The sequence below is a fragment of the Arthrobacter sp. Helios genome, assembly GCF_023167125.1.
Lineage (GTDB): Bacteria > Actinomycetota > Actinomycetes > Actinomycetales > Micrococcaceae > Arthrobacter_B > Arthrobacter_B luteolus.
Genome location: NZ_CP095402.1, coordinates 1,179,767 through 1,192,829 on the forward strand (window position 1 = coordinate 1,179,767; position 13,063 = coordinate 1,192,829).

10 protein-coding genes and 1 tRNA gene are annotated in these 13,063 nt (G+C 65.7%); 7 read left to right on the top strand and 4 right to left on the bottom strand.

Annotated elements, in window-relative coordinates:
* The 6 genes from trpB (at position 1) to pyk (ending at position 11,134) form a co-directional block, all read left to right on the top strand.
* Positions 1-1,356, top strand: coding sequence for a tryptophan synthase subunit beta (gene trpB / locus ArtHe_RS05245; protein ID WP_248319061.1), 1,356 nt, complete (start codon positions 1-3; stop codon positions 1,354-1,356).
* Positions 1,353-2,153 carry a tryptophan synthase subunit alpha gene (gene trpA, locus ArtHe_RS05250; protein ID WP_248319062.1) on the top strand — a complete coding sequence of 267 codons (801 nt, stop codon included), beginning with the start codon at positions 1,353-1,355 and terminating at the stop codon, positions 2,151-2,153. The genes trpB and trpA overlap by 4 nt, the downstream gene beginning before the upstream one ends.
* A 2-nt stretch (positions 2,154-2,155) precedes the next feature.
* A complete protein-coding gene (lgt, locus tag ArtHe_RS05255; protein WP_248319063.1) occupies positions 2,156-3,208 on the top strand; it encodes a prolipoprotein diacylglyceryl transferase in 1,053 nt (350 codons plus the stop codon).
* Between the two features lie 255 nt (positions 3,209-3,463).
* The gene (gltB, locus tag ArtHe_RS05260) at positions 3,464-8,050 is read left to right on the top strand and encodes a glutamate synthase large subunit (protein WP_248319064.1); all 4,587 of its coding nucleotides are present in this window, start codon (positions 3,464-3,466) and stop codon (positions 8,048-8,050) included.
* Entirely contained in the window at positions 8,043-9,500 is a 1,458-nt protein-coding gene (locus ArtHe_RS05265; RefSeq protein WP_248319065.1) for a glutamate synthase subunit beta, read from the top strand. Before gltB ends, ArtHe_RS05265 begins: the two co-directional genes overlap by 8 nt.
* A 131-nt stretch (positions 9,501-9,631) precedes the next feature.
* Positions 9,632-11,134, top strand: coding sequence for a pyruvate kinase (gene pyk, locus ArtHe_RS05270; RefSeq protein ID WP_248319066.1), 1,503 nt, complete (start codon positions 9,632-9,634; stop codon positions 11,132-11,134).
* A gap of 92 nt (positions 11,135-11,226) precedes the next feature.
* Here pyk and ArtHe_RS05275 read toward each other — a convergent pair whose 3' ends face one another.
* The 4 genes from ArtHe_RS05275 to ArtHe_RS05290 all read right to left on the bottom strand — a co-directional run bounded on the left by ArtHe_RS05275 (position 11,227) and on the right by ArtHe_RS05290 (position 12,832).
* Positions 11,227-11,277 (bottom strand): hypothetical protein, encoded by a 51-nt coding sequence (locus tag ArtHe_RS05275; protein ID WP_248319676.1) that lies wholly within the window; start codon positions 11,275-11,277, stop codon positions 11,227-11,229.
* A gap of 29 nt (positions 11,278-11,306) precedes the next feature.
* Entirely contained in the window at positions 11,307-11,540 is a 234-nt protein-coding gene (locus tag ArtHe_RS05280) for a hypothetical protein (RefSeq protein ID WP_248319067.1), read from the bottom strand.
* Positions 11,541-11,559: 19 nt separating this feature from the next.
* Positions 11,560-11,985 carry a DUF6325 family protein gene (locus ArtHe_RS05285; RefSeq protein ID WP_248319068.1) on the bottom strand — a complete coding sequence of 142 codons (426 nt, stop codon included), beginning with the start codon at positions 11,983-11,985 and terminating at the stop codon, positions 11,560-11,562.
* Positions 11,986-12,226: 241 nt separating this feature from the next.
* Positions 12,227-12,832, bottom strand: a complete 606-nt coding sequence (locus ArtHe_RS05290) for a response regulator (RefSeq protein WP_066298250.1) — start codon at positions 12,830-12,832, stop codon at positions 12,227-12,229.
* 129 nt (positions 12,833-12,961) lie between these two features.
* Here ArtHe_RS05290 and ArtHe_RS05295 point away from each other — a divergent pair.
* Positions 12,962-13,043, top strand: a tRNA-Leu gene (locus ArtHe_RS05295).
* Positions 13,044-13,063 lie beyond the last annotated feature (20 nt).

Consider the following 13,063-nt stretch of genomic DNA (forward strand, 5'->3'; position numbering starts at 1 on the left):
ATGACCGGGACCCCGGAAAACAGCACCTCCGCCAGTACGCCCAGCACAGGGGGGAACAGCGTGTCGGAGCAGGTGACGGAATCCTTCCTGGCCGGCGAAGCCTCGCTGCGCCACGCGGCCGGACCCTACTTCGGGGAATACGGCGGCCGGTGGATGCCCGAATCGCTGATTGCCGCCATGGATGAACTGACCGATACCTTCGAAAAGGCCAAGGCCGACCCGGAGTTCCGCGCCCAAATTGCGGACCTGAACAAGAACTACTCCGGCCGTCCGTCGCTGCTCACGGAAGCCAGGCGCTTTGCCGAGCACGCCGGGGGAGTGCGGATCTTCCTCAAGCGCGAGGATCTGAACCACACCGGCTCGCACAAAATCAACAACGTCCTGGGGCAGGCGTTACTGGCCAAGCGCATGGGCAAGACCCGCATCATCGCTGAAACCGGTGCCGGCCAGCACGGGGTGGCCAGCGCCACCGCAGCCGCCCTGATGGGCCTGGAATGCGTGGTCTACATGGGTGCGGAGGACTGCCGCCGGCAGGCCCTGAACGTGGCCCGGATGGAATTGCTCGGCGCCACAGTCATTCCGGTCAGCCACGGCTCGGCGACACTTAAGGACGCCATCAATGAGGCCCTGCGGGACTGGGTGGCCAACGTGGGCAACACGCACTACCTGCTCGGCACCGCGGCCGGCGGGCATCCCTTCCCCGCGATGGTCCGCTACTTCCACGAAGTCATCGGCGAGGAGGCCCGCGCGCAGATCCTGGAGCAGACCGGCCGCCTGCCCGACGCCGTGTGCGCCTGCATTGGTGGCGGCTCCAACGCCATCGGCATCTTCCACGGCTTCCTGGACGACCCTGAGGTGAAGATTTACGGCTTCGAGGCCGGCGGGGACGGCGTGGACACTCCCCGCCACGCCGCCACCATCACCCTGGGCCGGCCCGGCGTGCTGCATGGCGCCCGGTCCTACCTGATGCAGGACGAAGACGGACAGACCATCGAGTCGCACTCCATCTCCGCCGGCCTGGACTACCCCGGCGTCGGCCCGGAGCACGCGCACCTGGCTGACATTGGCCGCGTCACCTACGAACCGATCACCGACGCCGAAGCCATGGACGCCTTCCAGCTGCTCTGCCGCACCGAAGGCATCATCCCGGCCATCGAGTCCTCCCATGCCCTGGCCGGAGCCATCAAGGTTGGCCAGCGGCTCGCTGCTGCCGGTGGTGATGCCTCGGAGAAGATCGTGATGGTCAACCTCTCCGGGCGCGGCGACAAGGACGTGGCGACCGCCGCCGAATGGTTCAACCTGCTGGACGAGAAGTCAGCTGAAGCCGAGATCGGCAAAGAAGGAGAGCAGCTGTGAGCGTCTCAACCCTGAGTAAGTCCGCCGCAGCAATCGACAGGGCACGGGCTGACGGCCGCGCTGCCCTGATAGGTTACCTGCCCGCCGGCTTCCCCTCCGTGAAGGAGACCATCGACGCCGGCATCGCGCTGGCCCGCAACGGTGCGGACCTGATCGAAATCGGCATTCCGTACTCTGATCCGGTCATGGACGGTTCCGTGATCCAGGCTGCAACCGGCCAGGCACTGGAAAACGGTTTCCATGTTCACGAAGTCTTCGACGTCGTCGCCGGCATTACCGCCGCCACCGACGCCGCCGTCCTGGTGATGACCTACTGGAACCCCGTGATGCGGATGGGCGTGGACGAATTCTCCCGCCGCCTGGCCGAAGCCGGGGGAGCAGGACTGATCACACCCGACCTCATCCCGGACGAAGCCGCCGAATGGATGGCTGCCTCGGACAAGTACGGACTGGACCGCGTTTTCCTCGTGGCACCGTCCTCCACCCCCGAGCGCATGAAGGCCACCGTCGAGGCCAGCCGCGGCTTCGTCTACGCCGTGTCCATCATGGGCGTCACCGGAACCCGGAACCAGGTCTCCGATGCCGCTGAGGGCGTGGTCACGGCAGCGCGTTCCGCCGGAGCCGAACGGGTGTGCGTGGGTCTGGGCGTTTCAACCGCCGGCCATGTACGCGAAATCGGCGCCTACGCCGACGGTGTGATCGTGGGGACCGCCCTGGTGGCCGCCCTGCGCGACGGCGGCCCTGACGCCGTCGGCACCCTGACCAGTGAACTCAGCACCGGAACCCGAAAGAGCTGACCATGCCGATGTCCCTGGCGGTTCCGGCCGCAATCCCCAGCCCGCCAGCCGACTTCAGCAGCATCTCGCTGGGGCCGCTGACCATCCACGCGTACGCGCTGTGCATCCTCGCCGGGATTGTCCTGGCCCTATGGATGACATCTGTGCGCTGGAAGCGCCGCGGGCTGCCCGCCGACGCCGTCTGGGACATCGCCATCTGGGCCATCCCGTTCGGCATCATCGGCGGACGCCTGTACCACGTGGTGTCTTCCCCTGCTGCGTACTTCGGACCGGACGGGGACCTGGCGCTTATTCCGCAGATCTGGCGAGGCGGGCTGGGAATCTGGGGCGCGATCGCGCTCGGCGCGGTGGGTGCCTGGATCGGCTGCCGCCGCGCGAACATCAAACTTTCCACCTTCGCAGATGTCGCTGCACCCGGGGTGCTGCTGGCCCAGGCGGTAGGCCGCTGGGGCAACTGGTTCAATCAGGAGCTCTTCGGCGGCCCCACCGATCTTCCCTGGGGCCTGGAAATCGACCCCAATAACAACAACTTCCCCGACGGCACCGCGCCCGGCACGCTCTTCCATCCCACGTTCCTGTACGAATCACTCTGGAACCTGGCCGGCGTGGCCCTGCTGCTCGCACTGGATAAACGCTTCCGGCTGCGCGGCGGGCGGCTTTTCTGGCTGTACGCGGCGATCTACACGCTGGGACGCACCTGGATCGAAATGCTCCGGATCGATGACGCCGAAATGATCACGTTCTTCGGCGTCACCCAGCGCCTGAACGTGTGGACCAGCCTGGTGATGCTGCTGGTCTCCATCGGTATGTTCATCTACCTTTCCGTCCGGGCCCGGAGGACGCCCGGGTCGTCGCTTTACCTCGACGGACGGAAGGGCGGGGAGAGCGAACCCGCAGACCGCAGTAACAATTCACCGGTTGATAACAAGAACGAAACAGATTCCGGCAGCGTGAAATCTGCGTCACAAATCCGTGAACAGCGTGCTAGTCTCGCAGAGACAAAAAATGAGGCATCCAAGCCTCAGCGGCCCGACGAGTCGGGCCCAGCCACTTAGGACCTGTTCCGGGTTACCTCCCGGAACCAGTCCCGAGGCCACATCGAGGTGGCGGCAACGGTGACCGTACCCGGGGACAACCCCGGCAGGCAACCGCACGGATCACGTTTTCCAGAGCCAGCCCCCATCCCGCATGCAGGGTCCTCCCGGGTTCGCGACCGTAAAATCATTCTCTGACCCACCGGCAGCACATGCCGCCGGTGTGGGGCCAATGTCGTCCCCTCCCAACGCACAACAGGGGGAAGGACTTACCCTATGACTGATTCATTGTCCCCTCAGTCCGCACAGGTGGTGTCGCCGTTCAAACGGTTCGCGGCCTATCCGGAGGATTCAGGGCTGTACCGCGCCGAGAACGAGAAGGACGCCTGCGGCCTGGCGGTTATCGCCACGCTCCGCGGAGTTCCCGGCCATGACATCGTCGACGCAGCGCTGACCGCCCTGCGCAACCTTGAACACCGCGGTGCCGTTGGCGCCGACGAAGGCACCGGCGACGGCGCTGGCATCCTCACCCAGGTTCCGGACGAGTTCTTCCGGGCCGTCACCGGCTTTCCGCTGCCCGCTCCCGGGAGCTACGCCGTCGGCACCGCTTTCCTGCCCACCGAGGAACGGGAACAGGAGACGGCGAAGGCCGGGGTGGAAGCGATCGCCGAGTCCGAGGGACTGACTGTCCTGGGCTGGCGCGAAGTTCCGGTCGCTGCCGATATTGTCGGCGCCATGTCCCGGGCCTGCATGCCGCACTTCGTGCAGGTGTTCCTGGCCCCCGCCGATTCCGGCTGCACGGACCTGGACGCCCGTGCCTTCCGGGTGCGGAAGCGCACCCAAAACAAATTCGGCGTGTACTTCCCCTCGCTGTCCTCCAAGACCATGGTCTACAAGGGCATGGTGACCACCGCCCAGCTGGAACCGTTCTTCCCGGATCTTTCCGACCCCCGGTTCAAGACCAAGCTCGGCATTGTCCACTCCCGCTTCTCCACGAACACGTTCCCGTCCTGGCCGCTGGCCCAGCCGTTCCGCACCATTGCCCACAACGGGGAAATCAACACCGTCAAAGGCAACCGCAACTGGATGCGCGCCCGGCAGTCCCAGCTCAAGAGCCCGCTGCTGGGGGAGACCCCGGAGGAACTGTTCCCCATCTGCACCCCGGGCGCCTCGGACTCGGCCTCCTTCGACGAGGTTGCCGAGCTGCTGATGCTCTCCGGCCGGCCGATCACCCACGCAGTGATGATGATGATCCCGGAAGCCTGGGAAAACCACGCGACCATGGACCCGGCCCGGCGCGCCTTCTACCAGTACCACTCCATGCTGATGGAGCCGTGGGACGGCCCGGCAGCTGTGTCCTTTACCGACGGGGACCAGGTGGGTGCGGTCCTGGACCGTAATGGCCTGCGTCCGGCACGCTACTGGATTACCGAAGACGGCCTGGTGGTCCTGGCTTCCGAGGTTGGCGTGGTGGACCTGGACCCGGCGAAGATCGTCCGTAAGGGACGGGTATCCCCGGGCAAAATGTTCCTGGTGGACACCGCCGAGGGCCGGCTCATCGAGGACTCGGAAATTAAGGACGAGATCGCGGCCGCCAACCCGTGGGCGGAATGGGTCCGCGAGAACCAGGTTTCGCTCGAGGAACTGCCCGAGCGTGAGCATGTGCTGCACACCAAGGCCTCGATCAACCGCCGCCAGCGCACCTTCGGCTACACCCAGGAGGAACTGCGGATCCTGCTCGGCCCGATGGCCCGCACCGGCGCCGAGCCCTTGGGCGCCATGGGTTCGGACACGCCGATTGCCGTGCTGTCCCAGCGCCCCCGGCTGCTCTTCGACTACTTTGTGCAGTCCTTCGCGCAGGTAACCAACCCGCCGCTGGACGCCATCCGTGAAGAGCTGGTCACCTCCATGCAGAGCTCGATCGGCCCGAACGGCAACATCCTGGCCCTGGGCCAGGTCAAAACCAGCCAGGTCGCGCTGAAATTCCCGGTCATCAACAATGATGAACTCGCGAAGATCGCGAACCTGACCAACGACGACGGCGAGAAGGTCGCCCTGAAGGTCCGCGGCCTCTACCGGCCCGACGGCGGCGAATCGGAGCTCCGCGCACGGATCAGTGAGATCTGCGAAAAGGTCTCCGGCGCCGTCAACCGCGGCGTGCAGTATGTGGTGCTCTCCGACCGTGACTCGAACGCCCAGTGGGCGCCGATTCCGTCGCTGCTGCTGCTCTCCGCCGTGCACCACCACCTGCTCAAGAGTGCCAACCGGACCAAGATTTCGCTGCTGGTCGAGGCCGGCGATGTGCGCGAAGTCCACCACGTCGCTGTGCTCATCGGCTACGGCGCCTCTGCCGTGAACCCGTACCTGGCGATGGAAAGCTGCGAGGAGCTGGTCCGGAACGGCGACATCACCGGTGTCAGCCGGGAGCAGGCCGTGACCAATCTGATCAAGGGACTGGGCAAGGGCGTCCTGAAGATCATGTCCAAGATGGGCATCTCCACCGTCGCCTCCTACTGCGGCGCGCAGACCTTCGAAGCGATCGGCCTGGGCCAGGAGCTGGTGGACGAGTTCTTCCACGGCACCCAGACCCAGCTCGGCGGCGTCGGCCTGGACGTCATCGCCGCGGAGGCCGCGGCCCGGCACACCAGCGCCTACCCGGCGGACGAAATCGAGGAACCGCACCGCCGGCTGGAAAACGGCGGCGAGTACCAGTGGCGCCGCGAAGGCCCGCCGCACCTGTTCAATCCGGAGACCGTGTTCCGGCTGCAGCATGCCACCCGGGAACGCCGCTACGACGTGTTCAAGGCCTACACCACCGGCGTGGATGATCAGTCGAAGAACCTGATGACCCTCCGCGGGCTGCTGGACTTCCGCACCGGGGGACGCCCGGCCGTGCCGCTGGAGGAAGTGGAACCGGTCTCCTCGATCGTCAAGCGCTTCTCCACCGGGGCCATGAGCTACGGCTCCATTTCCCAGGAAGCCCACGAAACCCTGGCCATCGCCATGAACCGGCTGGGCGCCAAGTCCAACACCGGTGAAGGCGGCGAAGACGTCGACCGGCTCCTGGATCCGGAGCGCCGCTCCGCCATCAAACAGGTGGCTTCCGGACGGTTCGGCGTCACCAGCCTGTACCTGACCAACGCCGAAGACCTGCAGATCAAAATGGCCCAGGGCGCCAAACCGGGTGAGGGCGGGCAGCTGATGGCGCAGAAGGTCTACCCGTGGGTAGCCAGCACCCGGCACTCCACCCCAGGCGTGGGCCTGATCTCACCGCCGCCGCACCACGACATCTACTCGATCGAGGACCTGGCCCAGCTGATCTACGACCTCAAGCGCGCTAATCCCAGCGCCCGGGTCCACGTGAAGCTGGTCTCCGAAGCCGGGATCGGCACCGTGGCAGCGGGCGTGACCAAGGCCAAGGCCGACGTCGTCCTCGTCTCCGGGCACGACGGCGGCACCGGCGCGTCGCCGCTGAACTCGCTGAAGCACGCGGGGGCTCCGTGGGAACTCGGCCTGGCCGAGACCCAGCAGACCCTGATGCTCAACGGCCTGCGCGACCGCGTGGTGGTGCAGGTGGACGGGCAGCTCAAGACCGGCCGCGACGTTGTGATTGCAGCGCTGCTGGGCGGAGAGGAATTCGGTTTTGCGACCGCCCCGCTGGTGGTTTCCGGCTGCATCATGATGCGGGTCTGCCACCTGGACACCTGCCCGGTGGGCGTCGCGACGCAGAACCCCGAACTGCGCAGCCGCTTCACCGGCAAGCCCGAATTCGTGGTGAACTTCTTTGAGTTCCTGGCTGAGGAAGTGCGCGAACTGCTCGCCGAACTTGGTTTCCGCAGTCTCGAGGAAGCCATCGGCCACAGCGAAATGCTGGACACCAGGGCCGCCGTCGACCATTGGAAGGCCGACGGCCTGGATCTGGAACCGATCCTCCGCGGACACGACATGGAACCCGGCGCCCCGCTGCGCAACCTGTACCGCCAGAACCACGAGCTGGACGCGCACTTCGATAACAAGCTGATCGAAATGAGCGCGGACGCGCTGCAGAACCGCCAGCCCGTCCGGATTACCCTGGACGTGGTCAACACCGACCGGTCCGTCGGCACGATGCTCGGCCACACGGTCACCAAAACGTTCAGCACCGACGTGCTGGCCACGGACACCATCGACGTGACGCTGACCGGACAGGCCGGCCAGTCACTGGGCGCGTTCCTGCCGGCCGGCATCACCCTGCGGCTGTTCGGAGACTCCAACGACTACGTGGGCAAGGGACTGTCCGGCGGGCGGATCATCGTCCGCCCGGACCGGAACAACGTGTTCCCCGCGGAGCGGAACGTTATTGCCGGGAACGTGATCGGCTACGGCGCCACCAGCGGAGAAATGTTCCTGCGCGGCCTGGTTGGCGAACGCTTTATGGTCCGCAACTCCGGGGCGACCGCCGTCGTGGAAGGCATTGGCGACCACGGCTGCGAGTACATGACCGGCGGCCAGACACTGATCCTGGGAACCACCGGGCGGAACTTCGGCGCCGGTATGTCCGGCGGCACCGCGTTTGTGGTGGACCTGGTCCGGGCCCGGGTCAACAAGGACGCCCTGGACAAGGGTGAGCTGCTGCTGCTGGAACCCGACGCAGAGGACGTGGACATCATCCGCGGCCTGCTGGTCAAACACGCTGAGGAAACCGAATCGACGCTGGCCGCGGAACTGCTGGCCGACTTTACCGGCACGGTTTCCCGCATCACCAAGGTACTGCCGCGGGATTACGCGGCAGTACTGGACGCCCGCGCCTCCGCGGCCGAAGCGGGGCTGGACCCCGACGGCGCCGAAGCATGGACCAAAATTCTGGAGGTAACCGGTGGCTGACCCACGTGGATTCTTGAAAGTGCGCGAACGCGAAACACAGCCGCGCCGGCCCGTACCCGTCCGCATCATGGACTTCAAGGAAGTCTACGAACGGCAGGAGAAGGGCGTGCTTAAGGAGCAGGCCGGACGCTGCATGGACTGCGGTATTCCGTTCTGCCACCAGGGCTGCCCGCTCGGCAACCTCATTCCGGAATGGAACGATCTGACCTGGCGGGACAAGGGACAGGAGGCGATCGAACGGCTCCACGCCACGAACAACTTCCCGGAGTTCACCGGGCGGCTCTGCCCGGCGCCGTGCGAAGCCTCCTGTGTGCTGGGCATCAACCAGCCCGCTGTGACGATCAAGCAGGTCGAGGTCTCCATCATCGACCAGGCCTTCGACGAGAACTGGGTTGTTCCGCACGCCCCGGAGCGGCTCACGGACAAAACCATCGCCGTCGTCGGTTCCGGCCCCGCCGGTCTGGCGGTTGCCCAGCAGCTCACCCGGGCCGGCCACACCGTGGCCGTGTACGAGCGGGATGACAAGATCGGCGGCCTGCTGCGCTACGGCATTCCGGACTTCAAGATGGAAAAACTGCAGGTGGACCGCCGGCTGGACCAGATGCGGGCGGAAGGCACCCGCTTCCGCACCGGCGTCGAGGTCGGCAAGGACATCTCCTGGGAGCAGCTGCGCCGCCGATATGACGCCGTCGTGATCGCGACCGGTGCCACCGTGCCGCGGGACCTGCCCATCCCGGGCCGTGAACTCACCGGCGTGCACTTCGCCATGGAATACCTGGTGCAGTCCAACCGGGCGGTGGCGGGGGAGAAGGTCAAGAACCAGATCCACGCCGAGGGCAAGCACGTGGTGATCCTGGGCGGCGGCGACACCGGCGCGGACTGCATCGGCACCGCCCACCGGCACCAGGCCGCCTCGGTGACCACGCTGGCGATCGGCAAGCAGCCGCCCACAGAGCGTGCAGCACATCAGCCCTGGCCGATGTACCCGACCCTGTTCGAGGTGGCCAGCGCCCACGAAGAAGGCGGTGAGCGCACCTACCTGGCGTCCACCGTTGAGTTCGTTGGCGAGAACGGGAAACTGACCGGCGTTAAGGTCGCCGAGACCGAGTACGTGGACGGCAGGAGACTGCCGAAGGCCGGCACCGAGCGGATCATTCCGGCGGACCTGGTGTTCCTGTCGCTGGGCTTCACCGGCCCGGAACCGGCTGGCCTGGCCGATCAGGTGCACACCGAGTTCGATGAGCGGTCCAATGTGCTGCGCGACGGCTACTACATGACGAACACGCCGGGTGTCTTCGCTGCCGGTGACGCGGGCCGCGGACAGTCACTGATCGTCTGGGCCATCGCCGAGGGGCGGGCCTGCGCTGCCGCCGTCGACAAGTGGCTGGAAGGCTCCACCCGCCTGCCGGCGCCGGTGGCACCCAGCGACCGGGCCATAGCCCCGCTGTAGCCCAACGCGGAGATTCAGCGGCAAGGGGCGCGGCGCAGCCCGCCCGCCCCTTGCCGGGTTTGAGGATTCCACCCCGGAGGATGAGCCCCCGGGCTTAGGTGCAGGACCAACAGGAGACTAGGCTAGAGATTATGAGACGCGCAAAGATTGTTGCCACTTTTGGCCCTGCCATCGCCAGTTACGAAAACACCGTAGCCGTGCTGCGTGCCGGCGTTGACGTTGCACGCATGAACATGAGCCACGGTGACCATTCGGTCCACAACAACACGTACGAGAACGTGCGCCGGGCTTCCGCCGAGCTCGGCAAGCCGGTTGGCATTTTCGCGGACCTCCAGGGTCCCAAGATTCGTCTGGGCCGGTTCACCGATGGACCGCATTTCCTGAACCGGGGCGACACCTTCACGATCACGATCGAGGATGTTCCCGGCACGGCGGAGATCTGCTCCACGACCTACAAGGGCCTTCCGGGCGACGTCAACGTGGGCGATTCGCTGCTGATCGACGACGGCAAGGTCGCCCTCCGGGCCACCGCCGTGGACGACACCAAGGTAGTCACCGAGGTCACCGTCCCCGGGCCCGTCTCCAACAACAAGGGCATCAACCTTCCCGGCGTGGCCGTGAACGTGCCCGCCATGAGCGAAAAGGACGAGGAAGACCTCCGCTGGGCCATCCGCCGCGGCGTGGATATGGTTGCCCTTTCGTTCGTCCGCAACGCCGAAGACGTCAGCCGTGTCCACGAAATCATGGATGAGGAAGGCCGCCGCGTCCCGGTCATCGCCAAGATCGAGAAGCCGCAGGCCGTGGCTGCGATCGAGGAAATCATCGACGCCTTCGATGCGATCATGGTGGCCCGCGGCGACCTCGGCGTGGAACTGCCCCTCGAAGACGTGCCCCTGGTGCAGAAGAACGCGATTGAGCTGGCCCGCCGCTGGGCCAAGCCCGTAATCGTGGCCACCCAGGTCCTGGAATCCATGATCGAAAGCCCGCGCCCCACCCGCGCCGAGGCTTCGGACTGCGCCAACGCCGTGCTCGACGGCGCCGATGCCGTGATGCTCTCCGGTGAAACCTCCGTGGGCAAGTACCCGATCGACACGGTCAAGACCATGGCCCGGATCATCGAGTCCACCGAAGAGCACGGCCTGAACCGCGTCCCCCCGCTGGGCAGCAAGCCGCGGACCCGCGGAGGCGCGATCACCCGTGCCGCCGTCGAAATCGCGGATCAGCTGGACACAGCCTGCATCTGTACGTTCACCCAGTCCGGTGACTCGGCCCGCCGCCTGTCCCGGCTGCGCCCGAAGAAGCCTGTGTTTGCCTTCACCCCGGTGGAATCAACGCTGAACTACATGTCCCTGTTCTGGGGCATCCAGCCGATGCTGGTGGAGTTCGCGGAGCATACTGACAAGATGACCGCCCAGGTGGACCGCATCCTGGTTGAGCGCGGCATCGTCGACGAAGGTGCCATGGTGGTCATCGCAGCGGGTTCGCCTCCCGGACAGGCCGGTTCGACCAACCTGATCAAGGTGCACCGTGTCGGCGACGCCGCAGACGCCGGCGAAGACGGCCGCCTCGAGAAGGAAAAGGTTGGCCCCTGGCCGGTCAAGGAATCCAACAAGGGCAAAGCCAAGCCGATCTAATCTGCTGATGGTGTGAGTCCACGCGCAGAACTGCCCGGCCGGGGTGCTCCGGCCGGGCAGTTCTGCGTTCAGCTTCAGTTGAGGAGAGCTGCTCAGGTCAGCAGCCGGGCCTTAGCCGCCGCGAACTCTTCATCAGTGAGCACTCCGGTTGAGTGCAGGTCCGCCAGCCGGGTCAGCTGATCCGTGAGCTGGTTGCCGCCGGCGGCGGCCGGAGGGGCCGGCTGCGGGGAGCCGGGGGCGGCGGCGGGGCCTGTTCCGGGACGTTTGCCGCAGCGTATTCACGTTCGCTGCGGGCGCGCGCCCGGCGGTTGACCGCGTTGGACGTGGCCTGGGCTGTTCCCGAGATAACCGCGGTGCGCGCTATGGTTCCCAGCAGGCCGGGCCTGCCGCCTCTGTCGAATGGCATGTTCTTCCTCCGTGTCGGCTCAACCTGCTGCTGCACTGGCCTCCAGCGCAGCGTCTACTGTTTCGCGGGGAATCCGGACGTGCAGGGCTGTGGTTCCGCCGGCACGCCGTACCTCCGCGGAGAGGGGCTGCGCCCATTTGTGTTCGAACGCCGCAACGACGGCGGTTTCATTGGGACCCACCGACTCGGCCGCGATTTCGAGGTCCGACTCGCTCAGCAGGGTCAGCGGGCGGGAATCAACAAGCACATCGGCCCAGGCTTCGGGGAGGTCGTCCTCGATATCGCGGACGTGGACCCTGCCGTCCCCATCCTTGGTGACGAGCACCAGATCGATGAGGTTTACGGCACCGCCGCGGACTGTGTCGCCGAGCGTGGCGATCACGCCGGCGTCGACTTCCGTCCGGGGGAAGGTGAGGATCACTACTTCTACGGGGCCGATGTCCATGTGCTGCTCCTGATCCAGTCCTGATTCCGGGAAGCATTGGCTCACAGCGGAGCCGGTGTGGTCTCAATTGTTCACCGGGCCGGTCAGGAGCGGAAGCATGGGAATGGATTTCGCGTCTGTGGATCAGCGTGCCGGCTGGGCAACTTGGGCCGCTGACAGCAGAACGGCCGCCGTCACCCGAAAATTCGAGGTGATGCGGCGGCCGTTCAGAGGTGCCCGTCAGAGGTGACGGGCAGGCAGGTCAGTTGACCTGGTTGATGATGGTCTCAGCGACCTCGCGCATGCTCAGCCGGCGGTCCATGGAAGTCTTCTGGATCCAGCGGAAGGCCTCCGGCTCGGTCAGCCCCATCTTGGTGGTGAGCAGGCTCTTGGCCCGCTCCACGAGCTTACGGGTGGCGAACTGTTCCTTGAGGTCTGAGACCTCGTTCTCCAGCGCCTTGATTTCCTCATGCCGCGACAGGGCGATTTCGATGGCCGGAATCAGGTCCGCAGGGGTGAAGGGCTTCACCACGTAGGCCATGGCTCCGGCTTCCCGGGCTCGCTCAACGAGTTCCTTTTGGCTGAATGCAGTCAGCAGCACCACGGGAGCGATGCGGGCCTTCACGATGGCCTCTGCTGCGCTGATGCCGTCCATGACCGGCATCTTCACGTCCATCAGCACCAAATCGGGCTTCAATTCGTTCGCCATTTGCACGGCTTTTTCTCCGTTGTCGGCTTCGCCAACGACGTCGTATCCTTCGCCGGTGAGGATTTCCACGATGTCCAGGCGGATCAGCGTCTCATCCTCCGCAACGAGGACGCGCCGCGCGGGAGTGTTGGACGGTACGGGCTCGGTTGACTCAGACACAGATGCTCCTCAAAAGACGACAGCACCACCGGTGGTGACCGGTAGTTCACGGAAACAGCCTATCTGCATGTAGAGTAGTTTCGCGCCCAACACGAGGGATCAATCTGGTTGATCAACGTCACAGGGCCTGCCCGAATGGCGGAATCGGTAGACGCGCTGCACTCAAAATGCAGTATCGAAAGGTGTGTGGGTTCGAGTCCCACTTCGGGCACTTTGACTCTGTTCCGATGC

Coding starts and splice junctions, on each gene's coding strand:
- trpB (WP_248319061.1), top strand. CDS start 1: ATGACCGGGACCCCGGAAAACAGCACCTCCGCCAGTACGCCCAGCACA.
- lgt (WP_248319063.1), top strand. CDS start 2,156: ATGCCGATGTCCCTGGCGGTTCCGGCCGCAATCCCCAGCCCGCCAGCC.
- gltB (WP_248319064.1), top strand. CDS start 3,464: ATGACTGATTCATTGTCCCCTCAGTCCGCACAGGTGGTGTCGCCGTTC.
- pyk (WP_248319066.1), top strand. CDS start 9,632: ATGAGACGCGCAAAGATTGTTGCCACTTTTGGCCCTGCCATCGCCAGT.
- ArtHe_RS05280 (WP_248319067.1), bottom strand. CDS start 11,540: ATGCCATTCGACAGAGGCGGCAGGCCCGGCCTGCTGGGAACCATAGCG.
- ArtHe_RS05285 (WP_248319068.1), bottom strand. CDS start 11,985: ATGGACATCGGCCCCGTAGAAGTAGTGATCCTCACCTTCCCCCGGACG.